24 protein-coding genes are annotated in these 23,069 nt (G+C 69.3%); 10 read left to right on the top strand and 14 right to left on the bottom strand.

Annotated features, from left to right (window positions below):
• Positions 1-551 (bottom strand): recombinase family protein (locus tag VGP60_RS05285; protein WP_327546712.1); only part of this gene is annotated, 551 nt, incomplete at its 3' end.
• Positions 552-692: 141 nt separating this feature from the next.
• On the opposite strand from VGP60_RS05285, the gene VGP60_RS05280 reads away from it, so the two are divergent.
• Entirely contained in the window at positions 693-1,583 is an 891-nt protein-coding gene (locus VGP60_RS05280) for an alpha/beta fold hydrolase (RefSeq protein WP_327546711.1), read from the top strand.
• Here the strand turns inward: VGP60_RS05280 and cobA are convergent.
• From cobA to rpmB, 6 genes are all read right to left on the bottom strand, one after another.
• Complete coding sequence (gene cobA, locus VGP60_RS05275; protein ID WP_327546710.1) at positions 1,580-2,794, bottom strand: uroporphyrinogen-III C-methyltransferase; 1,215 nt, start codon at positions 2,792-2,794, stop codon at positions 1,580-1,582. The genes VGP60_RS05280 and cobA overlap by 4 nt on opposite strands.
• Positions 2,795-2,821: 27 nt before the next feature.
• A complete protein-coding gene (locus VGP60_RS05270) occupies positions 2,822-3,217 on the bottom strand; it encodes an ankyrin repeat domain-containing protein (RefSeq protein WP_327546709.1) in 396 nt (131 codons plus the stop codon).
• Positions 3,218-3,293: 76 nt separating this feature from the next.
• On the bottom strand, positions 3,294-3,533 hold the full coding sequence (gene rpsR, locus VGP60_RS05265; protein WP_327546708.1) for a 30S ribosomal protein S18: 240 nt from the start codon (positions 3,531-3,533) through the stop codon (positions 3,294-3,296).
• A 5-nt stretch (positions 3,534-3,538) separates the two neighbouring features.
• Positions 3,539-3,844, bottom strand: coding sequence for a 30S ribosomal protein S14 (gene rpsN / locus VGP60_RS05260; protein ID WP_327546707.1), 306 nt, complete (start codon positions 3,842-3,844; stop codon positions 3,539-3,541).
• Positions 3,844-4,011, bottom strand: a complete 168-nt coding sequence (gene rpmG / locus VGP60_RS05255; protein ID WP_327546706.1) for a 50S ribosomal protein L33 — start codon at positions 4,009-4,011, stop codon at positions 3,844-3,846. Before rpmG ends, rpsN begins: the two co-directional genes overlap by 1 nt.
• Positions 4,011-4,247, bottom strand: coding sequence for a 50S ribosomal protein L28 (gene rpmB / locus VGP60_RS05250; protein ID WP_327546705.1), 237 nt, complete (start codon positions 4,245-4,247; stop codon positions 4,011-4,013). The genes rpmG and rpmB overlap by 1 nt, the downstream gene beginning before the upstream one ends.
• An 88-nt stretch (positions 4,248-4,335) precedes the next feature.
• Between rpmB and mrf the strand changes: the two genes are divergently transcribed.
• The 5 genes from mrf to VGP60_RS05225 all read left to right on the top strand — a co-directional run bounded on the left by mrf (position 4,336) and on the right by VGP60_RS05225 (position 8,187).
• Entirely contained in the window at positions 4,336-5,589 is a 1,254-nt protein-coding gene (gene mrf, locus VGP60_RS05245) for a ribosome hibernation factor-recruiting GTPase MRF (protein WP_414640292.1), read from the top strand.
• Positions 5,586-5,849, top strand: coding sequence for a type B 50S ribosomal protein L31 (locus VGP60_RS05240; protein ID WP_327546703.1), 264 nt, complete (start codon positions 5,586-5,588; stop codon positions 5,847-5,849). The genes mrf and VGP60_RS05240 overlap by 4 nt, the downstream gene beginning before the upstream one ends.
• Positions 5,849-6,022, top strand: a complete 174-nt coding sequence (gene rpmF, locus VGP60_RS05235) for a 50S ribosomal protein L32 (protein WP_327546702.1) — start codon at positions 5,849-5,851, stop codon at positions 6,020-6,022. The genes VGP60_RS05240 and rpmF overlap by 1 nt, the downstream gene beginning before the upstream one ends.
• Positions 6,019-7,116, top strand: a complete 1,098-nt coding sequence (locus tag VGP60_RS05230) for a GTP-binding protein (protein WP_327546701.1) — start codon at positions 6,019-6,021, stop codon at positions 7,114-7,116. The genes rpmF and VGP60_RS05230 overlap by 4 nt, the downstream gene beginning before the upstream one ends.
• A gap of 120 nt (positions 7,117-7,236) precedes the next feature.
• On the top strand, positions 7,237-8,187 hold the full coding sequence (locus tag VGP60_RS05225; RefSeq protein WP_327546700.1) for an alpha/beta hydrolase: 951 nt from the start codon (positions 7,237-7,239) through the stop codon (positions 8,185-8,187).
• A 26-nt stretch (positions 8,188-8,213) separates the two neighbouring features.
• On the opposite strand, the gene VGP60_RS05220 is transcribed toward VGP60_RS05225, so the two are convergent.
• Positions 8,214-9,335, bottom strand: coding sequence for a PucR family transcriptional regulator (locus VGP60_RS05220; protein ID WP_327546699.1), 1,122 nt, complete (start codon positions 9,333-9,335; stop codon positions 8,214-8,216).
• Between the two features lie 224 nt (positions 9,336-9,559).
• Between VGP60_RS05220 and VGP60_RS05215 the strand changes: the two genes are divergently transcribed.
• Positions 9,560-10,255, top strand: coding sequence for a lysophospholipid acyltransferase family protein (locus tag VGP60_RS05215; RefSeq protein WP_327546698.1), 696 nt, complete (start codon positions 9,560-9,562; stop codon positions 10,253-10,255).
• Here the strand turns inward: VGP60_RS05215 and VGP60_RS05210 are convergent.
• The 6 genes from VGP60_RS05210 to VGP60_RS05185 form a co-directional block, all read right to left on the bottom strand.
• Positions 10,243-11,658, bottom strand: coding sequence for a pyridoxal phosphate-dependent decarboxylase family protein (locus VGP60_RS05210; protein WP_327546697.1), 1,416 nt, complete (start codon positions 11,656-11,658; stop codon positions 10,243-10,245). The genes VGP60_RS05215 and VGP60_RS05210 overlap by 13 nt on opposite strands.
• On the bottom strand, positions 11,655-12,965 hold the full coding sequence (locus VGP60_RS05205) for an MFS transporter (RefSeq protein WP_327546696.1): 1,311 nt from the start codon (positions 12,963-12,965) through the stop codon (positions 11,655-11,657). The genes VGP60_RS05210 and VGP60_RS05205 overlap by 4 nt, the downstream gene beginning before the upstream one ends.
• 117 nt (positions 12,966-13,082) lie before the next feature.
• Positions 13,083-14,510, bottom strand: coding sequence for an FAD-binding oxidoreductase (locus VGP60_RS05200; protein WP_327546695.1), 1,428 nt, complete (start codon positions 14,508-14,510; stop codon positions 13,083-13,085).
• A gap of 136 nt (positions 14,511-14,646) precedes the next feature.
• Positions 14,647-17,736 (bottom strand): ATP-binding protein, encoded by a 3,090-nt coding sequence (locus VGP60_RS05195; RefSeq protein WP_327546694.1) that lies wholly within the window; start codon positions 17,734-17,736, stop codon positions 14,647-14,649.
• A gap of 44 nt (positions 17,737-17,780) precedes the next feature.
• Positions 17,781-18,806 (bottom strand): LLM class F420-dependent oxidoreductase, encoded by a 1,026-nt coding sequence (locus tag VGP60_RS05190; protein ID WP_327546693.1) that lies wholly within the window; start codon positions 18,804-18,806, stop codon positions 17,781-17,783.
• Entirely contained in the window at positions 18,803-19,735 is a 933-nt protein-coding gene (locus tag VGP60_RS05185; RefSeq protein ID WP_327546692.1) for an oxygenase MpaB family protein, read from the bottom strand. Before VGP60_RS05185 ends, VGP60_RS05190 begins: the two co-directional genes overlap by 4 nt.
• Positions 19,736-19,894: 159 nt before the next feature.
• On the opposite strand from VGP60_RS05185, the gene VGP60_RS05180 reads away from it, so the two are divergent.
• From VGP60_RS05180 to VGP60_RS05170, 3 genes are all read left to right on the top strand, one after another.
• Complete coding sequence (locus VGP60_RS05180) at positions 19,895-20,488, top strand: TetR/AcrR family transcriptional regulator (protein ID WP_327546691.1); 594 nt, start codon at positions 19,895-19,897, stop codon at positions 20,486-20,488.
• 1 nt (position 20,489) lies between these two features.
• Complete coding sequence (locus tag VGP60_RS05175) at positions 20,490-21,239, top strand: IclR family transcriptional regulator (RefSeq protein WP_327546690.1); 750 nt, start codon at positions 20,490-20,492, stop codon at positions 21,237-21,239.
• 93 nt (positions 21,240-21,332) lie between these two features.
• Complete coding sequence (locus VGP60_RS05170; protein WP_327546689.1) at positions 21,333-23,066, top strand: glycosyl transferase; 1,734 nt, start codon at positions 21,333-21,335, stop codon at positions 23,064-23,066.
• Positions 23,067-23,069 lie beyond the last annotated feature (3 nt).

The following is a 23,069-nucleotide window of genomic DNA, read 5'->3' as shown; positions in this document are numbered from 1 at the left end:
AACTTCCGGGTGCGCTCGTCATACCGCCGCTTGTAGCCGTACGGGATACGCCCGTGAGGCAACCCCTCCAGTGCAGCCGCCGCCGTACCGCGCAGGATCCGATTGGAGAGCAGCCCCGATTCGAACGCTGCGTCGGCCGCGGCGTGCACGAGGTCTCGCCGGTCGTGCGGGTCGGCGGGGTCCATAAGTCGGCCGCGGACATCGATCCAAAACTTGACCTTGCGTTCCACAGCCAGCTCGATCAGCCGAAGCCACTCGCTTTCACGGCGGGACCCGCGAGAGTTCTCCCACATCATCAGCACCGACGCACCGAACTTGTCGCGCTCGAGGTCGTCGATCAGCCGCTCGAAGTTGACTCGAGCCTTGGTGGCGAATTCGGACGCCGAGCCGATATCCCGGTACGAGGGTCCACGCAGGTCCCAGCCCATCCGCACGGCCGAGCGCTCGTGGTCCGCATGCTGGTCATCCGGCGATTTCTCGCGGCCGGAGCGGTCACGGCTGACGCGCACGAGATCTCGCGCGACGACGAGGGTTTCACCGGTGGAGGCCATGCGTGCTAGCCTACCATTTATAGGTATACCAGCAAGGCACCAGTCATGACAGTCATCTTGACTCATCCGGTTGACGTCGTGCCAACGTGGGCACGAGATGGTTACCTGGGAGTAGCACGAATCGGAAGGACGGTGGGGAGCATGAGCCCGGCCAGCACGGCGACCGCACTGCACGACCTCCCACCGAGCGAGCCGGGACGGAAAGCGGCGAAGGCGTCACGCCCGTTCGAATTGTCCGGATCGTTCACCTTCGAAGATCACCGGTTCGCCTACACCGAGTTCGGCAGCGGCCCGAACGTTGTGGTGCTGACCCACGGGATCATGCTGACCCGCCGCATGCACGCCCCGCTGGCGCGCAAGCTCGCGAGAGGCGGCTACCGGGTCGTCACGCTCGACCTGCTCGGGCACGGCGAGTCGGACCGCCCGACGGAGTCGTGGCGCTACTCGATGCCCGCGTTCGCCGAGCAGACCGTCGCACTGCTGGATCATCTCGAAGTCGACAAAGCGGTCATCGGCGGCACCTCGCTGGGCGCCAACGTCTCGCTCGAAGTCGCGGTGGCGGCCCCGGAGCGGGTGCTCGGGATGGTCGTCGAGATGCCGGTGCTGGACAACGCGATCGTCGCCGGCTTGCTGACCTTCGCGCCGCTGCTGCTGGCCGCGCGGTTCGTGCCGCTCTCGGTGCAGACGGTCGCGCTCGCGGCGCGGCTGGTGCCGCACGGCAACCAGTGGGTCGACGTCGTCACCGACACCCTCGAACAGCAGCCGGCGGCGATGGCGGCCCTGCTGCACGGCGTGCTGTTCGGCCGGATCGCGCCGCCCAAGTCGACCCGTCGGCAAATCACCACGCCGACTCTCGTCATCGGGCACCAGGGCGATCCGATTCACCCGTTCGGTGACGCGGACACGCTCGCGCTCGACATGCCGAACGCCGAGTTCCTGCAGGCGCGCAGCCCGGTGGAGCTCCGCGTCGACCCGAAGCGACTCACCGACGCCATCGCGGAGTTCCTGGACCGTTCGTACGACGAGACCTAGGGAGCAAGCCCCGCCACCGGGCCGATGACGATGATGGCGGGCGGGCGGACCCCGGCGGCCTTGGCCTCGGCCGCCACGGCGTCCAAGGTGGACTTCAGCACCCGCTGGGTCCGCATCGTGCCGTCCTCGATGATCGCGACCGGCGTGCCCGACGGGCGCCCACCGGCCAGCAGCGCGTCGGCGAACTGCGGCAGCCGTTCGACGCCCATCATCAGCACGATCGTGCCCTTGAGCCGCCCGAGCGCGTCCCAATCGGTCAACGACTTCTCGTGCCCTGGTGGCACATGGCCCGAAACGACGATGACCTCGTGCGCCACGCCGCGGTGCGTCACCGGGACGTCGGCGATGGCCGGGACCGCGAACGCGCTCGTGATGCCCGGGACCATCGTCACCGGCACCCCGGCTTCGGCGCACGCGAGGACTTCTTCGAACCCCCGCCCGAACAGGTACGGGTCGCCGCCCTTGAGGCGCACGACGAACTTTCCCGCCTTGGCGTGCTCGATGAGCGTGCTGTTGATCACGTCCTGGCTCGCGGCGCGGCCGTAGGGGATCTTGGCGGCGTCGACGATCTCGACGTCGGGCCGCAGTTCGTCCAGCAGTTCGCGCGGGCCGAGCCGGTCGACGACCACGACGTCGGCCCTGGCCAGCAGCCTGCGGCCGCGGACGGTGATGAGCTCCGGGTCGCCGGGGCCGCCGCCGACCAGCGCCACGCCGGGAAGTTCGCCGGTTTGAGGGACACGGCCTTCGTCGATCGCGCCGGCGCGCAGGCCGTCGAGGATGCTGTCGCGGACCGCGGCCGACCGCAGCGGCTCGCCGCCGGAAAGCACGCCGACCAGCAGACCGCCGTGGCGTCCCGAAGCGGGGGTGACCGCACTGCCGTCGGCGCCGGAATCGGCCCGGACGCAGAAGACCCGGCTCCGCTCCCCTTCGGCGCACACGGCGGCGTTGACTTCGGCGTCGTCGGTGCAGGCCAGGGCGTACCAGGCGTCGGCGAGGTCGCCGTCGGTGTAGCGGCGCTGGTGCCAGACGATCTCGCCGGCGTCGGCCATGCCGCTCACCGACGGGGTGGTCTCGGGTGAGATGACCTCGACCAGCGCGCCCGCGCCGACCAGGCGCGGGAGCCTGCGCTGGGCGACGGAACCGCCACCGACCATGACGACGCGCCGGCCCGAAAGGTCGAGGCCGGAGAGGTAGTGGGGATCATCAGGCATGGCGACAAGCATGCCTTCCGGGTGCGCTCAGCGCTCGAGCAGGGCCAGCACTTCGGTGTTGTCGAACATGCGCGCGGTGTCGATCGCGGACGGCTGCCCGGCTTTGGGGTCCGCACCGCCGTCGAGCAGCGCTTTGATGACCGCGGGCTCGCTCTTGAACACCGCTCCGGCCAGCGGGCTCTGGCCGCGGTCGTTGAGCCGGTTCGGCTCGGCACCGCGCTTGAGCAGCTCGGCGACCGTCTCCGCGTGGCCGTGGTAGGCGGCGAGCATGACGAGGGTGTCGCCCTTGTCGTTGGTGAGGTTCGCCGGAATGCCCGCGTCGACGTACGCGACGAGGCTCGCCGTCTCCCCCGCGCGAGCGAACGCGAAGACCTTGGCCCACAGCTCGAGCAGTTCGGGATCGATGTCAGGAGTCTCGGTCATGGCCCCATTTTGTCATGGACGCAGTCACAGGGAAGGGCCGTTCCCCGCGGTCCGAGCGGGGAACGGCCCTCTCCGGCTAACGCCCGTTGCTCGCGTACGGCAGAAGAGCCATCTCGCGGGCGTTCTTGATCGCGGTGGCGACCTGTTTCTGTTGCTGCGGGGTCAATCCCGTAACGCGTCGGGCGCGGATCTTGCCGCGGTCGGAGATGAACTTGCGCAGCAGGTTCACGTCCTTCCAGTCCACTTCGGTCACGCCCTCGGCGTTGAGCAGGTTGCGCTTCTTCTTCCCTGGCCGGTCCCGGAGCTGCTTTGCCATATCCCTCACCAACTCGACTTCCGGACGCCGGGCAGTTCGCCGTTGTGCGCCATCTGCCGCATGCGGACGCGCGAAAGCCCGAACTTCCGGAGGTAGCCACGCGGGCGGCCATCAGCGACGTCGCGATTACGCAGCCGGGTCGGGCTGGCGTCGCGCGGCAACGCCTGGAGCGCGGACACGGCCGCGGCCTTCTCGTCGGCCGACGACTTCGGGGAAGCCACCGTGGCCTTGAGCTCCAGGCGCCGCTCGGCGTGCCGGGCGACGACCACGCGACGCTGCTCGTTCTTCGCGATCTTCGACTTCTTCGCCATCAGCGGTCTTCCTTGAACTCGACGTGCTTGCGCGCGACCGGGTCGTACTTGCGCAGCACCAGGCGATCCGGGTCGTTACGCCGGTTCTTCTTCGTCACGTAGGTGTAGCCCGTCCCGGCGGTGGACCGCAGCTTGATGATCGGCCGGACGTCGTTGCTCTTGGCCACTACAGCTTCACTCCCTTGCTCCGCAGTTCGGCGACGACAGCGTCGATACCGCGTTTGTCGATCGTCTTCATGCCCTTGACCGAGAGGCGCAGGCGGACCCACCGGCCCTCACTGGGCACGTAGTAGCGGTGGATCTGCAGGTTCGGCTCCCAGCGCCGCGACGTGCGCCGATGCGAGTGCGAGACCTGCTTGCCGTACCCGGGTTTGGCCCCGGTGACCTGACACACGGCGGACAAGCGCCCTCCCAAGTTGATACTGGTTGTCGTTTTCATCTACTGTACACCTATCCCGTCCGCGACACCTGGAGCCTCAGTGACCGACTCAGTGCCCGCCAAGCCGCGCGTGCCGCTCTTCCTCATCAGCGGCCTCGCCCCGGTACCGAACGGCGAACTCGCCGATCTACTCCGAGCGGGCGAGCCCGGCACCGCCGTCGTGCACCACGATCTCCGCCAGATCACCGAAGGCATCGTGCGGCGCCGCGTCCAGCTCGGCAGCCGTGATCAGCTCACCGTGCTGGAGCTCGCGCACGGCTGCGTTTCGTGCACGCTGCGCGAAGACCTCTTGCCGCTGCTGCGGAAGCTCGCCCGGATGCCGCAGGTGACCCGGATCGTCCTCCGGCTCGACGAAGCGATGGAGCCCGAACCGGTCAGCTGGGCGATCGACCACGTTCTCGTCGGGGAGACTCCCGTCCGCGAGGACGTCGACCTGCGGGGCACGTTCGCCGTGCTCGACCGCACCACCTGGCTCGCCGACACCACCGGGGACGAAACCCTTGCGGAGCGCGGTATCCGAGCCAGTCCCGAAGACGATCGCACGGTCGCCCATGTCGCGATCTCCCAGGCCGAGTTCTCCGACGTGCTCGTGCTCACCGGCACACCCGGCGACGCGTGGATCGGCGCGAAGGGCGCCGCGATCCTCGACCGGGTCGCGCCCTCGCTCCCCCGCGTGGAGATGTCCACTGTGGACGCCGCCGCCCTGCTCGCCGCCGTCCCGGAAGACGCCCGGCGCGGCGAGGTCACCGACATGCACGGCCCGCTGCTGCGCGGCCAGCCGCCGCTGCGGGCCGACTGCGGGGTCGCCGTGCTGGTCTTCACCGCGCAGCGCCCGTTCCACCCCGAACGCCTCCACGACGCCATCGACGTGCTCCTCGACGGAGTCGTCCGGACGCGGGGCCGGGCGTGGGTCGCGAGCCAGCCGGACGTCGCGCTGTGGATCGAGTCCGCGGGCGGTGGCCTCGGTATCGGGCACGCCGGGCCATGGCTCGACGCGCCCGACGGCCCGGCCTGGGAGGACGTCTCGCCGGAACGCCGGACGATGGCGTCGCTGCGCTGGGACCCGGTTTTCGGGGACCGGGCTCAGGAAATCGTCGTCGTCACCGATCAGGCGACGCCGGAAGAGGTCGACGCGGCCCTGCGCGGCGCGCTGCTCACCGACGGCGAACTGGCCGCGGGCAAAGAAGTCTGGCTCACCTATTCGGATCCCTTCGGTGAATGGCACGAAGAACCGTGCGAGGACACCGAAGTGGACCCAAGCAAGCATGACGCGAACGCGTCAAAAGGAAAGGAAGAAAACCAGTGAAACCCGGTATCCACCCCGATTACCACCCGGTGGTCTTCAAGGACTCCTCGACCGGGGACGCCTTCTTGACCCGCTCCACGGTCACCTCGGAGCGCACCATCGAGTGGGAGGACGGCAACACCTACCCGCTCGTGCAGGTCGACGTCAGCTCGTGGTCACACCCGTTCTGGACCGGCAACCAGCGGGTGCTCGACACCGCGGGCCAGGTCGAGAAGTTCCACCGTCGCTACGGCAGGCGCGACGCGGGAGGCTCGAAGTAATGGCGGTCCCGAAGCGCAAGATGTCGCGCAGCAACACCCGATCGCGGCGCTCCCAGTGGAAGGCCGCCGTGCCGGACCTGGTGCCCATCAAGGTCGACGGCAAGATCATGCGGGTTCCCCGGAAGCTCATCAACCACTTCTTCGATGAGCACGGTCAGCGGTCAGAGAAGTGAGCGCTCCGGCCGTCCCGGTCACCGTCCTGTCGGGCTTCCTCGGCGCGGGCAAGACGACGCTGCTGAACCACATCCTCGCCAACCGCGACGGGCTGCGGGTCGCGGTGATCGTCAACGACATGAGCGAGGTCAACATCGACGCCGCGCTCGTCACGCACACCGACGAGCGGCTCGTGGAGATGACCAACGGGTGCATCTGCTGCACCCTGCGCGACGACCTGCTCGAAGAGGTCGCCAAGCTGTGCCGGGACGGCCGGTTCGACTACCTGCTCATCGAGTCGAGCGGGATCTCCGAGCCGATGCCGGTCGCGGCGACGTTCTCATTCGCCCGCGAAGACGGTGTGGCGCTGCTCGACGCCGCCCGGCTGGACACCATGGTGACCGTGGTCGACGCGCTGAACTTCGGGCGCGAGCTCGCGGCGGGCGACTCACTCGCCGAGCGGCGGCTCGATCAGTACGAAGCGGACGAACGCACGATCAGCGACCTGCTGATCGACCAGATCGAGTTCGCGGACGTGCTGCTGCTGAACAAGGCGGATCTGGTGTCCGCCAAGGAACTCGACCGGCTCACCGCCGTCCTGCGACGGCTGAACCCGGCGGCCGAGGTGATCACCTCGAGCCACAGCCAGGTCCCGCTCGACCAACTGCTCGGCACCGGCCGCTACGACGTCGAACGCGCGCAGGAAGCGCCGGGCTGGGTAGCCGAACTCAACGGCGATCACGTGCCGGAGACCGAGGAGTACGGCATCTCCAGTCTCGTCTTCCGTGCCGACAAGGCGTTCCACCCCGGGCGGATCTGGGACTTCGTGAGTTCCCGGATGGACTCGGGCGAGTTCGGCACTGTGCTGCGGTCGAAGGGTTTCTTCGTACTCGCCTCACGGCCGGACGTCACCGGGTTGTGGTCACAGGCCGGGTCGGTCGCGCGGTTCGAACCGCAGGGAGTCGCCGGGCGGGCCGCGCAGGAACTGGTGTTCATCGGTACCGAACTCGACCGGACGGCGTTGCGCACCGCGCTCACCGAATGCCTGCTGAGCGCGGCGGAACCGGTCGGCGTGGACCCGTTCCCCGCGTGGGAGGACGTCCACATCCACTAGGTCGACGTGGCCGCGCGGTTGGCGGGCGACGGGACTCGATCGGGCGACGCGTGGCGGGTGATACCCCACGGCCGTCAACGGAGAATGGGCACCAGCACACCGACTCCCTGGAGGAATCCGATGACGTACGCCTTCGACCCCGAGATCGCCGCCGCCATTTCGATGCTCCCCCAGACCGACTTCTCGGACCTGCCCGCCGCGCGCCGGCAGATACGCGAACTGGGCGCGACGATGCTCGGCGAGCCCGACACCACCGGGATCACGGTGCGCGAAGAACTCGTACCGGGCCCGGACGGCGCGCCGGACGTCCGGGTGCGGATCTACGTCCCGGACCGGATCGCCGCGCCCGCCGCGGTGTTCGACGTGCACGGCGGCGGGTTCATCGCCGGCGACCTCGAAATGGGCCACCCTGGCTACCTCCGCCTCGCCCGCGAACTCGGTGTCGTCGTGGTCGCGGTGGACTACCGGCTCGCGCCCGAGGCACCGTTCCCGGCGGGACTGGAAGACTGCTTCGCTGCCCTGGTCTGGACAGCGAAGCACGCGTCCGAACTGGGTGTCGACCCCGCCCGTATCGTGATCCACGGTGGGAGCGCGGGCGGTGGCCTGTGCGCCGGGCTCGCGCTGCTGGCCCGCGACCGCGGCGGCCCGGCGATCGCGTTCCAGTACCTCGGCATTCCCGAGCTCGACGACCGGCTGGACACGCCCAGCATGCGGGCGTTCGTCGACACTCCACTGTGGAATCGCCCGAAGGCGGAGTACAGCTGGGACTGCTATCTCGGCGAAGGCGTCCGCGGCACCGAAGGCGTCCCGGTCTACGCCGCCCCGGCCAGGGCAACCGACCTCACGAATCTGCCGCCCGCCTACATCTCGGCGATGGAGTTCGACCCGCTGCGCGACGAGGGCATCGCCTACGCCCACGCCCTGCTGGCCGCCGGAGTGACCGTCGAGCTGCACCTGTTCCCCGGCACGTTCCACGGTTCCGCCATCGTGGAGCACGCGACGGTGAGCAAACGGGAGGCCGCCGAGCGGCTGGCCGTCCTCGCCCGCGCGCTGGGCGTGGAGCTCGACTGAAGGCACGCGACCCGGGGTCGCGGTCGTCAAGACCGGGCAGCTAGGCGGCGGGCGAGCAGGGCGAGCCGGGCGCGGAACCGGTCGCCCGGCTCGTCGAGCCGCCAGCCCAGCGCGTCTTCGACATGGGCCAGCCGGGTGGCCACCGAACTGTGGTGCCGATGCAGCGCGACCGCCGCCTGGCGCAGCGAACCCGTGCGGCAGAACGCTTCCAGCGTCGCCACGTCGGCCGCGCCGGTCGGCGTGGCCGCCAGTGCGTCGAGAGCGCGTACGTCGTCCTGAGCGCGCAACCGCTCAACTGGGACCTCAGCGAGCAGGGTGAGGGAGCCGAGGTCGCGGTGCACGACCACCGCCTCGGCGCCGGGCACCGCGAACCGTTCGGCCAGCCGGGCCTGCAGCCAGGACCGTCGCGCGTCGAGGCCGTCGACCGCGTCCCCGACGCCGACCCGCACCGAGCCTGCCGAACTGCGTTCCCTGGCGCGCTCGTCCAGCGCGGCCCGCAGGGACCCGGCCACCGCGCCGGCGCCCTCCCTCGGCTGCAGCAGCACCGCCGCGACACCACCGACCACGGCCACGCGTGCACCGGGCGTGCTACCGCCCCGCGCCACCAGGCCGACAGCGGCGGCGCCCGGGTCGCGGCCGTCCTCGGTCCCGACCGCCACCACGCGCAGCGGTTTGCCCACGTCCAGCCCGAGCAGGACCAGCGCCCGCGCGCGGTCTTCGGCCGAGGCCTGCTCCCCCAGCACCAGCTCGACCAGCGCGGGATCGGCCAGATGCGGGGCCGGGGTCACCAGGCCTTGATGACCGAGGAGCCGTGTCGCGATCGCGAACCGCTCCAGCACGAGGTCGTCGAGCGGGCCGGGCCCGGTCAGGCGCTCCAGCCACGCCCGGCCCGCCGGATCGCGGCCCAGGTCCACGGCGGCCGACACCGAGGCCGCCCCCTGCGCCCTCGCGCCATCAGGCCGGTAGCGCAGCGCCTGTTCCCCGTCGCGTTCCAGCCCCGCAACGCATTCCGCGAGCGAAGCCGCCGCACGGACGAGGTCCGGCAGGCTCGCCCGGTGCGCGACGAGCTCATCGAAGTAGGCAATGACGCGCACTGCGGCCTCCGCGTCGGCATCGACGGCGGAGAGCCGCAGAAGGAGACCCTTCATGGCTCCAGCCTAGCCCGGCGTGGGCGACGGGGGCTTGCTGGACGTTTCCGCTGGTCACGGGTCGTGAGTGGCAACGAGTGTTAGAACACTTGTTGCCACTCACGACCCCACCGCACCACCGGCCCGGCGACAGACTCGGGTCACACCTGCTTCTCACCCGGTCGGGTAAACCCGGGCACGGGCTAGGGTGATCGGCGTTGCCGGAGCCGAAGACAAGGGGAAATGTGTCGCACCAACCACGGGGTTTCTGGACTGCGGTCGGGATCGCGATCCTGTACCCGACCACGTTCCTGCTGGCCCGCCGCAAGGCCCGCGGAGCCGACAACCTGCCGAAGTCGGGCGGGATCCTCCTGGTGGCCAACCACGTCTCACATCTCGACGGACCGATGGACGCGGTGTTCGTCAAGCGCAATCGCCGCACGCCGCAGTTCCTGGTGAAGGCCGGGCTGTTCAAGGTGTTCTTCGTCGGTACCGTGCTGCGCGGGATCGGCCAGGTCCCGGTCTACCGCGGGACGGCGAAGGCCGGGGACAGCATGCGCGAGGCCGTCGCCGCGCTGGAGGCCGGTGGCACGGTGGTGATCTACCCCGAGGGCACGATCACCAAGGATCCCGCCGGCTGGCCGATGAGCGGCCGCACCGGGATCGCCCGGATCGCGCTCGCCACCGACGTCGCGGTGGTCCCGATGGCCCGCTGGGGCACGCGGGAGATCCTCGATCACTACCACAAGACGTTCCGGCCGTTCCCGCGCAAGACGGTGACGTTCCTGGTCGGCGAGCCGCTCGACCTCTCGGCCTACCGCGGCAAGCCGGTGACCCCGCAGCTGCTGCGTGAGGTCACCGATCTCGCCATGGTAGAGATACGCGGGCTGCTCGCCGAACTCCGGGAAGAGCCGGCGCCCAAGGACTTCTACCGCGTGTAGAGCGCGCCGAGGAATTCCAGCAGCAGCCGTTCCCGCAGCGGGGCGGGCGCTTCGGCGAGCAGGGCGTTGATCTCGGCCATCCGCGTCGGAAGGCCGGTGTCCCCGCCCATCCCTGCCGCGGCGAGCAGTCCGGCGAACTGCTCGCCGGTGAGTTCGCCGGGGTTCAGCGCGGCGACGAACGCGGCCACCTCCGGGTCGACGACGACCGGACCGGCGGCACGCGCGACGTCGACGGACGCGGTCAGGTCGGCCAGGAATTCCTTTTCGTTGCCCCGGTTCGCGGCCGTGATCGTCAGGTGCAGGTTCATCGGCGAGGACTGGTGCGCGAACTGCGGCTGGGTGTACCAGCCGCGCTCACGCATTTCGTCGGCGACGGTGAACAGGTCGAAGTCACCGGTGGACGTCATCGCGAGCAGGGTCGAATCGGGGTCGCCGAGGATCCGCAGCCCGTCGATCGCCTCGATGCCCACGCGGATTTCCCTTACCGCGTCCCGGGTATCGCTCGCGAGCTTGAGGTAGCCGTCCTCACCGATGTGCTTGAGCACCGCCCACCCGGCGGCGAGCGGGCCACCGGAACGCGTGCTCTGCAACGTCGTGTTGAGCATCGTGTAGCCGGGCCAGTCCGCGCTGGCGAAATACTGCGAGCGGCGGAGTTCCGCGCTCGCGTGCAGCAGGACCGACACGCCTTTCGGGCAGTAGGCGTACTTGTGCAGATCGACGGACACGCTCGTCACGCCCTCGACGCCGAAGTCGAACGGCGGTACGTCGGCCCCGAGCTTGGCGAAGTACGGCAGCACCCAGCCGCCGATACAGGCGTCGACATGCATCCGGACCCCGCGCGCGGCCGCGGCGGCCGCGATCTCGGGAATCGGGTCGACGACGCCATGCGCGTACGAAGGCGCGCTCGCCACGACGAGCACAGTGGACTCGTCGATCGCGGCGGCCATCGCGGCCGGGTCCGCGCGGAACGTCGCAGGGTCCACCGGTACCGAAATCGGTCGCACACCGAAGAAATGGGCCGCCTTGTGGAACGCAGCGTGGACTGTCGCCGGCAACACGACGTTCGGCGAGGTGATCTCCGGCCGCGCGTCACGGGCGGCGAGCACGGACAGCATGCACGACTCGGTGCCGCCGGAAGTCACCGAACCGACGGTCTGCGCCGACCCGCCGAGCAAGTCCGCGGCGGCCGCGACGAGGTCGTTCTCCATCCGCAGCAGACTCGGGAACGCCGTCGGGTCAAGGCCGTTCGCCGACGACGCGAGCGCGTGGGCGGACGCGGCGAGCTCGTCGACACCGGCGAGCCCGCTGTCGTAGACATACGCCAGGGTGCGGCCGCCGTGGGTCGGCAGATCGGCGGCCCGTAGTGAACGCAGCTCGGCGAGGATGTCCTCCGCCGACGTCATACCTTGACCTCCAGCACCGACTTACGCAGCAACGGGATGCCGAGCAGGATCAGCACCGCGGGGATGACCGTACAGCCGATCAGGATCGCGGTGACCGCGCTTCCGGGCTGCGGCAGCGCCACGTCGGGGTCCGCGCTGGAGACGTAGCCGCCGATCGACAGCACGATGCCGAACAGGCCGGGGCCGAGCGCGAGCCCGAGGGTCTCCCCCGCGGTCCAGACACCCGCGGTGACTCCGGCGCGTGTCTCGCCGGTGCGCTCTTCCTCCGCGCTGATGAGGTCGGGCAGGATCGCCAGCGGGAACACCGAAATACCGGCGTAGCCGACCCCCGCGAGCGCCACGAACGCGAACGAGACCGGCAGCGGGAAGACCTGTGAGCCGAGCATGCCGAACAACGCGACACCGAAGGCCAGGCTCGCGGCACGGAACCCGGCCAGCTTGCCCCAGCGCCGTCCGACGATCGGCCAGATCGGCATCATCACCAGCGCGGGACCGACGAAGGCGGCGAACAGGATGGTCTGGTAGTCGGCGTCACCGAGGATGTAGCGCGCGAGATAGCTGATCCCGGCCAGCACGGTGCCGACACCGAGCGCCTGCACGAAGTACACGCCGAGCAACCAGCGGAACGGCTTCCACCCGCGCATGGTCGTGAACAGCTCGCGCACGCCGACCGCGTTGGGCCGCAACGCGCCGACGGGCGCGCCGCGCAGTCCGAAGAAGACGACCAGTGTCCCGCCGAGGATCAGCAGGCCGATCACGATCCCCATCACGCGGTACCCGCTGACCCCGCCGATCGCGTTGGTGATCGCCGGGGCGCCGCCACCGCCGATGAGGATCGCGAGCGCCAGGAACCCGATCCGCCAGCTGGTCAGCTTCGTGCGCTCGTCCGGTGAGTCGGTGAGCTCGGCGGGCAAGGCGTTGAACGGCACCTGGAAGAACGCGTACGCCGTAGCGCACAAGAAGAACGTCACCACCACATAGGCGGCGTCGAGTCCGACGACGCCGAATCCGGGATGGGCGAACAGCGCGGCGAACATGACCGCGATGGCGATCCCGCCGAGCAGCAGGAACCTGAGCCTGCTCCCCCGCTTCGCCAGGCTGGCGTCGGAAAGCCGGCCGGCGATCGGGTTGAAGATGACGTCCCACGCCTTCGGGACGAGCACGATCAGCCCGGCGGCGGCCGCGGGTACGGCCATCGTGTCGGTCAGGTAGGGCAGTAGCAGAAGACCGGGGACCGTGCCGAACGCTCCGGTGACGAACGAGCCGAAGGAATAGGTGATTCTCGTTCCGGCGGGAAGCGCGGACATGGTCCTCCTCGGTGCGGCGGGTGGGGAGATAGTGCCATCGCCGCTGCCGGGGAGGTGTACCGGGCTGATCACGACGCGCGGACGTCCGCTCCCGTTAACCGAACCGAGACCGCGCGCCTACTGATCACTCCCGTTCGCGGGCCGGATGTTCTGGTTGATGTGGAAAATGTTGCCCGGGTCGTAGCGGTCCTTGACCTGAGCGAGCCGTTCGTAGTTGCCTCGGTAGGACGCCTTGACCCGGTCCTGCCCCTCATCCATCATGAAGTTGATGTAGGCGCCGCCGGCCGAGGTCGGATGCAGCTCCTGCCAGTAGTCCTTGGCCCACCGCGAGATGGCACCGGCGTTGGCCGGATCCGGGTCGACCCCCACGATGACCCCTGCCCAGCCGCCGTCCCGGTAGGCGAAGGCGGTCGCGTCGCCGGGCACGCGGCTCGTGGCACCGTCGATGGGATAGAGGTGCATGGAGGAGAGGCCGGTCGGCAGCCGCTCGCCGTACTGGCGGTGGACGTCGATCGCGGCGTCCGCGATCTCGTGGAAGAAGTCCGCCCGCCAGTACCATTGCAGCCCGGCCGGGTAGAGGCCGTCGAAAGCGCTCTGCAGGATGTTGAACGGCATCTCCTGCAGGCCGACCAGCAACGGCGAGCCGTAGGCCTTGATCGGCTCGAGCACCTCGTCGGCGCGGGCGTGCGATCCGGTGTAGCACCAGACGATGCCGCACGCCTTCCGGCCCCAGAGCTCTTCGGGGAACGGTGGCCCGGACGGGATGGTGATCAGCCCGAACCAGCCGCTCAGCTCCTCCGGCAGCGACGGCAGCAACTCGCGGTACCAGCGCATCACCTCGGCGGTGTCCGCGAGGTCGTACAGCACGGGACCACCGATGATCGTGCCGCCTTCACCGATGTCGTGGCTGCGGAAGGTGAACGACGTGACGACGCCGAAGTTCCCGCCGCCGCCGCGCAAGGCCCAGAACAGATCGCTGTGGGAACTTTCGCTGGCCGTCACGAACCTGCCGTCGGCGAGCACCACATCGGCGGCGAGAAGATTGTCGGCGGTGAGACCGAAGCGCCGCGAGAGGTAGCCGATGCCACCACCGAGCGCCAGGCCGCCAACGCCGGTGGTCGAGACGATCCCGGAGGGAGTCGCCATGCCGAACCCGACGGTCGCGTGGTCGACGTCGCCCCAGGTGCATCCCGCGTCGGCGCGGACGGTGTGGTTCGTGGGGTCGACCGTGGTGCTGCGCAGCAACGAAAGGTCGATGACCAGTGCGTCGTCCCATACCCCGAGGCCGCCGGCGTTGTGACCACCACCGCGCACGGCGATCTCGATGCCGTGCGCACGGGCGAACCGGACACAGACCACGACGTCGGCGGCGTCCCGGCAACGGGCGATGGCCGCGGGCCGCTTGTCGATCATGGCGTTGTAAACGGCGCGCGCCTCGTCGTACCCGGTATCCACCGGGGTGATCAGCTCACCGCGAAGTGCCGCGGCGAGGTCTTCGTAGGGCGTGGTGGCGACGCCGGCTGAGGTGGTCGGTGTGGTGGTCATGCGGTTCCCCTTCTCCCGCGGAGCCCGGCCTTCGAGCACGCGCACCACCAAAGGTAGGAACCCGGCGTTCGCTCAGCGTTCGTACGCACGCTCCGGTCAGGGATCGGGAGAACGCCCGGCACCGGGGAACCGGCCCCTAAAGTGCCGGTGCCAGCTCGGCGAGATCACGTTCGCAGCGCCGGAGCAGCGCCGCACTGCCGTGGGCGAAAGCCAGCTGGGCGGCTGAGCGCAGTCGCGAAACAGCGGCCTCCTGATCGTCGTACGCGGCGCGCATCCGCATCACCTCGGGCAGCCACCACAGGTCGTCGCGGGCCTGCCCGGCGACGAGAGCGGCGTCGAGGGTCGCGCGTGCGGCGCCGGGCCGGTTGTTTCGTGCCGACAGCTCGGCGAGCAGCGACAGCCAATAGGGCATCCGGGCGAACGAGCCTTCCGCCTTGAGGTTGTCGATACCGCGCCGGGCGAGGTCGATCCCCTGGTCGTCGGCGCGGGACCAGCCGCCGAGGACGAGACCCCACTCGCGGTAGTAGGCGAAGTCGTACCGATCGCACAGCTCGCGCAGCTCGCCGACGGTGTCCCGCAGCTCGGACAGGTCATGGCGCATCTGGTAGGTGATACCCGCGTAGGCCAGCGCGACGGCCAGGCTGTACGGGTGGTCGACCGCCCTGGCCAGCTTGATCGCGGCGCGGCAGCTCGACAGGGCGGCGTCGTCGTGGCCGAGAAGCCAGTGCGCGTGCGCTGCCCAGGCGCTGCCGTGCACGTCGGGCCGGGTGCCGACGGTCCACAAATGGGCGCCTCCGGTCAGCTTGGCCGCGAGCTCGAAGTGGCGCAGTGCCTCCGCCGGTCTCCCGAGGCTGATCGACGACCCACCGAAGGCGAAATGAGCCGAACCGCACAGCTCTGAGTCAGGGTCGACCAAGGTCAGCACCCGGGAAGCCGCCTTATGGGCATCGGCGGGGTTTCCTTGGACGAACCGTGACGCCCAAAGCCCCACGAGGCCGGAGAGCATCGAGTCCTTGCGGCCGAGTGTTTCCGCGAGGTCGATCGCGCGCTCGAGTGCGTGCTGCAGCTCGGGAGACGCGTAGCCGTACTGGGCGTTGAGCGGTGCCGCCATCGCTTCGAGGATTGCGAGCTCCTGCTGAGAGAAGTCCCTCCCGGCAGGCCGCTTGCGGACGATCGACAGCGCCTCCTTGTGCAGGCGAATCGCCTCGGCATGGGCGAACGTTCCCGACGCGACGTCGGCCGCACGCCGGTAGTAGGCCACCGCTCGCTCCGGCCGCCCGCCGAGGGCGTACTGCTCCGCGAGCTGAGCCGAGACCATGTCCGTGTCGTCGGCGTGGAGCAGCTCGAGACCTTGGGCGAGACGCCGGTGCAGCAGCCACCGCTTCGGCGGGCTGACCTGCGTGTACGCCGTTTCGCGCAGCAGGTCGTGGGAGAACTCGTAGCCGTCTCGGAACTCATGGATGATCCTGTGCCGCCACAGCTCGTCGACAGCCTGCACTACGGTGTCGGCTTCCAGGTCACTCGCCTCGGTGAGCAGATCGAGCGTGAAATTCCTCCCTACCGCCGCCGCGAGGCCGGCCACCTCCCGGGCTGCCGAGGTCGCCTGCGCGAGACGGTTACGCAGGACGGCCGCGAGATCGCCGACCGGCAGCGGAGAGTTGCCGAGATCGACAGTGGCGCGCAGTGCCTCAACGACGTACAACGGGAAACCTCCCGTCGTCGCCTGCAGCAGGTTCCTGTCGTCCTCGAGAAAGGGCCGCCCGGAAATCTCCTCGGCGAGACGTGCGGTGTCGGAGACGTCCAACGGGCTCACGGAGAGCTCCGTGAGCAGGCCCGTGGCTCGCATTCTGACGGTCCATTCCGCGAGTTCGCCCCCTCCATCGGGGTTCTCGTCGCGCAGTGTCCCGGCCACCATGACCGGAGCGCCGGTGGCCAGCCCGAGGCAGAACGTGAGGAATGCCAGTGTTTCCTGATCGCACCACTGCATGTTGTCCAAGACCAGCAGCATCGGACGGCCGACGCCGATCAGCGCTCGCGCCAGTCCCTCGAAGAAGCGGTGGCGCTGCCAGGCGTCGATCATGGCCCGTGAGCCGGCTCCGGGTTCTCCTCGCCCCTTGCCGGACGGCACCAACCTGTCGACTTCGGCGCGCCAGACCGGATCGAGCGTCGCCGCCGCCGCCTGGACCGCCGGGTTTCGCAGCCAGTCCGCCACCGGCGCCAGAGCCAGCCGCCCCAAGGTGCCGAAGCACTGGGTGCTCGCCACCACCGCGCCCTGCAACCGTGCCACCTCGGCGACCTCGATCAGGAGCCTGCTCTTTCCGACGCCGGCGCCGCCGCGGACCAGCACCAGGCTCGGGCGGCCGGCCGCGGCGGTCCGCCACAGGTCGTGGAGCACCCCGAGCTCTCGAGATCGGCCGATAAGCGCTGCCTCGGCGAACCCGGAACGACCGGAGGCAGGCTCGATCCCCGGCCGGTGCGCCGCCGCAGGGTGCTGGTGAGCGAGCAGACGCCGGACCACTTTCCGCGTCGCCTGGTCCGGACCGACGCCGAGCTCACGCTCCAGGAGGGACGCGCAGTGGTGGTAGGTGCTCACCGCACTGGCTCGGTCGCCAAGGCCGGCCTGCAGCTTCATCAGGGTGCGGTAGCCGGCCTCCTCCAGCGGTCTCAGCTGGATCCTGCGCCGAGCGGCGTCCATCGCCCCGGTCAGGTCGCCCCTTCGAGCTCGCGTCGCGCAGACCAGATCGCACAGGTCCACGCACTGGCGTTCGAGCTCCGACCTGGCGTCGAGCAGCCAGTCGTCGTACATGCCGGGCAGGAGTTCGCCCCGGTACTGGGCGATGGCCGTGGTGGCGTGTACGAGAACCCCGTCACCGTCCTCGGCCTCCGCTGCCGCCAGGGCGGCCTTGCGCTCGATGTCGAAAGTACGTACGTCGACACGGCTCGTCTCGGTGTCACGCCAGCACAGATCCTTGGAGGTCACGACGAGGGCAGTCCCGTCTCCCAACGCGTGCCGCAGGTGGTGCAGTTCGCGGCGCAGGTTGGTCAGCGCTTGGGCGTCCGTCGAGTCGGGCCAGAACAGGTTCGCGATGCGCTGCCGGGTCTGGGGCAGTCCGGCGTGGGTGACCAGGAAGCCGACGAGCGCTACCGTACGAGGCGACCTGGTCAGAACGACGCCGGTCGCCTCGTCGGTGATTGCCTGCTCTCCCAAGAGTGAGACGTGCAGCATCTCGTCGTGGCCTCCTGGGCAGTCAGGTTAGCCCCAGGTGACCGTCATAACAGGGCGTCGGCGACCGCACCCAAACTTGCCGCACTGCCCTGCACCAGCAGGGTCGTGACCACGGTTTTCTCCCACGCGGCCAGTTCTTCACGGATCTTCGCCGCCGGGCCGATCAGCGCGGTGTCCTCGACGAGACTCGTCGGGATGGCGGCGATCGCCTCGGGTTTGCGGCCCGCGAGGTAGAGCTCCTGCACCTTGTCGGCGACGTCCTCGTAGCCCAGCCGCGCGAAGACGTCGTGGTGGAAGTTGACGGTCTTCGCGCCCATCCCGCCGATGTACAGCGCGAGCGAGGGCTTGATGAAGTTCGCCGCGGTCTCGACGTCGTCGTGCACGATCACCGGCACCGACGCCGCCACCTCGAAGTCCGCGAGGGTGTGCCGCGCACCCGGCCGCGCGAAGCCCTCTTCCAGCGCCTTGCGGTAGAAGTCGTCGCTCTTGGGCGAGAAGAACAGCGGCAGCCAGCCGTCGCAGATCTCCGCCGACAGCGCCACGTTCTTCGGGCCCTCGGCGGCGAGGTAGATCGGGATCTCCTTGCGCAGCGGGTGGACCGTGGACTTCAACGACTTCCCCAGCCCGGTCCCGCCCTTGAGCGGCAACTGGAAGAAGTCGCCGTCGACCGTGACGGGTTCTTCGCGCGCGACGACCTTGCGCACGATCTCGACGTACTCCCGGGTCCTGGCGAGCGGGCGCGGGTACGGCTGCCCGTACCAGCCTTCGACGACCTGCGGCCCGGACGCGCCGAGCCCGAGCACGAACCGGCCGCCGGACAGGTGGTCCAGCGTCATCGCGCTCATCGCGGTCGCCGTCGGCGTGCGCGCCGCCATCTGCACGATGTTGGTGCCGAGCGTCAACCGGCTCGTCGAGGCGCCCCACCAGGCCAGCGGGGTGAACGCGTCGGAGCCGTAGCCCTCCGCCGTCCACACGGAGTCGAAACCGAGCTTCTCCGCCTGGAGGACGGCTTCGAGCGCGCCCGCGGGCGGCCCGGACGACCAGTAGCCGAGGTGGAAGCCCAGTTTCATGTGATCTCCTCAAGCGGCGGCGAGTAGTGACTGGGGTTGCCCCGCTCGGCCGCCGGCGGCAGGTTCCGCGCCGGGGTCTCGACGAGCGGGGTCGACTCGCCGCGCACGCGCCGCCAGCCCGCGCGGGCACGCGGGTGGTAGCGGCGGTCGTGCGGGACGAGTTTGAACATGTGATGGATCATGCGCCCGAACCGGTGGTGGCGTCGAGCGTCGCGTTCCGTCCAGCGGTACCCGAGCAGGTCGCGGATCTCCTGGTCGTACATCCCGACGGTCACCCAGACGAAGTTCTTGGCGATCAGGATCCGCAGCCGGTTCCACACGAAGTCCGGCAGCCACGGCAGGAACGGCGGTTTGGCGATGTCACTGATCTCCAGGACATCCCGGGTCGCCTTGTTGTCTTCGAGGACTTCGGCGCACATGTGCTTCCAGTAGACCTGGAAGTCCTCCCAGGTCTCCGGTACCGGCCGCATGCTCATCTCGTACATCCGGTACCACTGCACGTGCTCGGTGAACAGCTGTCGCTTCCCGGCTTCGGAGATCCCGCCCATGAAGTTGTCGGCGATGAGGATCGTGCTCATGAAGAACGTCGAGTGCGCCCAGTAGTACGTGTCGGGGTTGAGCGCGTGATAACGGCGGCCACGGGAGTCGACGCCCTTGATGTTGTCGTGGTAGCCGCGGACCTGCAGCGCGGTCTGGTGCGCCTTCGGGCCGTCGTAGACCACCCCGCCGATCGGGTACAGCGACCGGAACAGCCGCTGCCAGCGTTCCCGGAAGAACTGCGAATGCTCGTCGACGCCCGCGCCGAGCTCGGGATGCATGTTCTGCATCGACCCGGCCCACAGCCCGATGAGCAGGCCACGCCAGTCGCCGAAGTACTTCCAGGTCAGCGAATCCGGGCCGAGCGGGACGGGTTCTTCGTGCTGGGTCATTTCCCGGTACTCCTCGGTGCGGCGGGCAACTGACTGTGTCGATCCCTGAACCAAAGATGAACTGACTGTGTCGATCCTTGCACCAGAGATGAACTGACTACGAGCGTTGTCAGCGTATGGTTGACAACACCCGTAGTCAACCGACGAGTAGGTAAGTGCATGACGACCCCGAGCCGGACCTGGGCGGGCACCACGCTGGACGACCGCAAGGCCACCAGGCGCGCGCGACTGCTCGAAACCGGACTCGACCTGCTCGGCACCGAAGGCACCGCGGCGGTCAGCGTCCGCGCGGTCTGCCGCCACGCGAAACTCACCGAGCGCTACTTCTACGAAAGCTTCAGCGATCGCGAAAATCTCGTCCTCGCGGTGTACGAGCACGTCGGCGCACTGGCCCACCGCGCGCTGGCCGAAGCCGTCCGGGAAACCTCCGATCCGGAAGCGCTGGCCGAAGCGGCGGTCACCTCGTTCGTCGAGTTGATGGTCGACGACCCGCGCAAGGGCCGGGTCCTGCTGCTCGCCCCGATGACCGACCCGGCGTTGAGCCAGCGCGGCGTGGAACTACTACCCTCGTTCGCCGAACTCGTCCGCGGTCAGCTCTCCAGCGGTGACGACCTGGAGCGGCAGATGGTCGCGATCGGACTGGTCGGCGCGCTGGGCAACGTGTTCATCGCCTACCTGAACGGCTCGCTGAAGGTTTCGCGCGATCGGCTGGTTTCCCATTGCGTCCGGCTGGTCCTCGGCGCAGACTCCTGACATGTGTGCCGCTGAGCGGAACGAAGACGGCCTGACCGCGATCCGGCTCACGGCGTTGCTGACCGCGTTCGAACCCGGGGACGACGTACTGGGCATCTCCGAGCTCGCGCGGCGCACCGAACTCGCGAAGTCGACCGTGCACCGGCTGGTGGGCCATCTGGTGACCACCGGGCTGCTCGAACGCGAAGGCACCAGCGTCCGGCTCGGGCTGAAACTCTTCGAAATCGGCCAACTGGCAATTCGCCAACGCGGCTTGGTCGACGCCGCCCGTCCCTATCTCGCCGATCTTCGCGAAGCGACCCGCAACACCGTGCATTTGGCCGTACTCGAAGGTACGGAAGTCGTCTACCTGGACATTCTACGCGGACCTGACGCGCCGACACTTCCTTCGCGTATCGGCGGGCGGTTTCCCGCGCACGCCACCGGCGTCGGAAAAGCAATTCTGGCCTATATCCCGGAATCCGAAGTCGAAAAGGTGATCGCCGCCGGTCTGGCCCGGGTCAGCCCCCGGACGATCACCGCGCCCGGCCTGCTGCGCAAGCATTTGACGAAGGTCCGCGGCGAGGGAATCGCTTACGAACGCGAGGAATCCGCCGTCGGCGTGGTGTGCGCGGCGAGCCCGCTGCTCGACGCGGGCGGCCGGGCGCTCGCGGCGATCTCCATTTCCGGCTGGGCCGACAGAATGCGCACGGAACGGGTGGCACCGGCGGTGCGGACGGCGGCGTTGACGCTTTCCCGGACCCTGCAGTAAACCCGGGCACAGTAACTCACCGTTTATGAGCCGTACCGGTGACTACTCGCCGTTCACCCGACGAAAGACCGGCCGAGCACTACGCTTTCCGCAATGACCCAGCCCAGTTGGGGGATTGCGCTTTCCGTTCGCCGGTCGCGCTTGCTGTTCCCCCATACCCTGCTCGCTCTTCTCGTCTTGGCGAGCGGGGTGCGACTCGGGTTCTTCAACGCGGCAAGGCCGGACTACGACCTCGAAGCGTCGCCGGTCGCCAGGGTCTTCGCGCTCAGCCGCCTGGAATCGTTCCCTGGCAACGAAACCAGCGGGAGAAGTCCCTTCGGCGAGGCGCAGCTCGCCGGGTATACCTTCCTCACCAGGGCGTTCGACCGGCAGGAGCAGATCGCCGGGGTCCGTGAAGCCGTTGTGGTGGCTGGAATCCTGAGCACCGCCCTGCTGTGGGTACTCCTCCGCAGGCTCGAAATGCCACGCTGGGCGGCGGCGACAGCCGTGGTCGTCCTCGCCGTCTCCCCGCTCGCCATCGGCCTGCATCGTCTTGTCGTCATCGAGAACCTCGCCGTGCCGTGGATACTCGCCGCGCTGGTGGTGATCTGTTCCCCGCACCGCGAACCACCGCTCGCCCATGACCTGCTCGCCGCGTTGTACCTGCTCTTCGCCGTGCTGACTTCCCCGCTGGCACTCGCTTTCGTACCCGCCGCGGCCTGGCTGATGCTGCGGCGCCGCGAAGGGAAACGGGTGGTGCTCACGGCATTGGTGTTCGAAGCCGGGCTGGGTCTCGCGTTCGGGCCCGCCGCCGGGCTTCTCCGGCCGGGCCTGCCGGACACCGCACAGCCGGGCATCGGCGGCTGGCTCACGCTCGATCCCGCGCTGGTGGCCATCGGCGCGTTCGCGGTCGCGGTGAGTGTTTTCGTGCACCGGCTGAGACCCTGGGCATTGAGTGTCGCGCTGCTGGCTCTGGCGCTGCTGTGGCAGGGCACGCCCAGACCCGGCGTGCTCGCGATGCTCTTGCCGATCATCGCCTTACTCGTGGCCGGATCCCTGTCCGCGGTACCGGACACCCGCCCCCGGCCGAGCCATCGCCGTTCGACACGACGCCGCCGCCTCCGCCCGCTGTTCGCCATCGCGATCCTCGTCGCGGGAACCATGGCGAGCTGGGTGAGCGGGTTCGTGAAACTCGAAGCCGGCGAGCGAACACCGTCGGCACTGGCCCAGGCGCGGAAGTGGTTGCTGGACAACGCCTCCGGGTCCCGTGTGCTCACCGATGACGCGGGCTGGGCGGAGCTCGCGGCGGCGGGGTGGCCGACGGGCTCGCTGGACCTCGTGTCGAACTGCGAGACGAGCTGCCCGGCCGCCGAGTGGATGGTCACCGTCTCCCCTCGCTCCGCGATGTTGCTGGCGAGGCCGGTCGCGATCTTCGACGAGGTCCAGATCGCGCGGCTCACCGCCGGGGAACTCCCGGCGCCCCAAGGCGAACAGCTCTCCCGCAGCCGCGTGGGCACCGTGCTCGCGGATTCGTCCCGCGTGATCGCGGAGGGCGACACCGCCGGGCTGCTGCGGTGGGGACGCGTCGACCCGCGCCTGCTCACGACGTTGGCCGCGCTCGCCATGATCGGGCAGATCCAGGTCGGCGCGCTGCCGGAGGTACCGGGCGAAGACGCGGCGGACCAGCCCCGGCGGCAAGCGGTGATCACCGGCGACCCCGACCGCAGCACCCGGTTCTTCCTCACCCAGCGAGGGGTGTTGAGGCCGCTGTCGGTCATGCCCGTCCCGGGCGGGGTGCTCGTGACGTATCCGCCGCTGCCACCGAACGGCCTGCTCGACAGTCCTTGAAGC

Source organism: Amycolatopsis sp., assembly GCF_036008905.1.
Taxonomy (GTDB): domain Bacteria; phylum Actinomycetota; class Actinomycetes; order Mycobacteriales; family Pseudonocardiaceae; genus Amycolatopsis.
Note: the sequence above shows the minus strand (reverse complement) of the source record. Positions and strands in the feature narration are given on the sequence as shown.

Bases quoted from the DNA above. Each gene is read 5' to 3' on its own strand.
- VGP60_RS05280 (WP_327546711.1), top strand. From the start codon at position 693: ATGAGCCCGGCCAGCACGGCGACCGCACTGCACGACCTCCCACCGAGC.
- cobA (WP_327546710.1), bottom strand. From the start codon at position 2,794: ATGCCTGATGATCCCCACTACCTCTCCGGCCTCGACCTTTCGGGCCGG.
- VGP60_RS05270 (WP_327546709.1), bottom strand. From the start codon at position 3,217: ATGACCGAGACTCCTGACATCGATCCCGAACTGCTCGAGCTGTGGGCC.
- rpsR (WP_327546708.1), bottom strand. From the start codon at position 3,533: ATGGCAAAGCAGCTCCGGGACCGGCCAGGGAAGAAGAAGCGCAACCTG.
- rpsN (WP_327546707.1), bottom strand. From the start codon at position 3,844: ATGGCGAAGAAGTCGAAGATCGCGAAGAACGAGCAGCGTCGCGTGGTC.
- rpmF (WP_327546702.1), top strand. From the start codon at position 5,849: ATGGCGGTCCCGAAGCGCAAGATGTCGCGCAGCAACACCCGATCGCGG.
- VGP60_RS05225 (WP_327546700.1), top strand. From the start codon at position 7,237: ATGACGTACGCCTTCGACCCCGAGATCGCCGCCGCCATTTCGATGCTC.
- VGP60_RS05220 (WP_327546699.1), bottom strand. From the start codon at position 9,335: ATGAAGGGTCTCCTTCTGCGGCTCTCCGCCGTCGATGCCGACGCGGAG.
- VGP60_RS05210 (WP_327546697.1), bottom strand. From the start codon at position 11,658: ATGACGTCGGCGGAGGACATCCTCGCCGAGCTGCGTTCACTACGGGCC.
- VGP60_RS05205 (WP_327546696.1), bottom strand. From the start codon at position 12,965: ATGTCCGCGCTTCCCGCCGGAACGAGAATCACCTATTCCTTCGGCTCG.
- VGP60_RS05200 (WP_327546695.1), bottom strand. From the start codon at position 14,510: ATGACCACCACACCGACCACCTCAGCCGGCGTCGCCACCACGCCCTAC.
- VGP60_RS05195 (WP_327546694.1), bottom strand. From the start codon at position 17,736: ATGCTGCACGTCTCACTCTTGGGAGAGCAGGCAATCACCGACGAGGCG.
- VGP60_RS05190 (WP_327546693.1), bottom strand. From the start codon at position 18,806: ATGAAACTGGGCTTCCACCTCGGCTACTGGTCGTCCGGGCCGCCCGCG.
- VGP60_RS05185 (WP_327546692.1), bottom strand. From the start codon at position 19,735: ATGACCCAGCACGAAGAACCCGTCCCGCTCGGCCCGGATTCGCTGACC.
- VGP60_RS05180 (WP_327546691.1), top strand. From the start codon at position 19,895: ATGACGACCCCGAGCCGGACCTGGGCGGGCACCACGCTGGACGACCGC.
- VGP60_RS05175 (WP_327546690.1), top strand. From the start codon at position 20,490: ATGTGTGCCGCTGAGCGGAACGAAGACGGCCTGACCGCGATCCGGCTC.
- VGP60_RS05170 (WP_327546689.1), top strand. From the start codon at position 21,333: ATGACCCAGCCCAGTTGGGGGATTGCGCTTTCCGTTCGCCGGTCGCGC.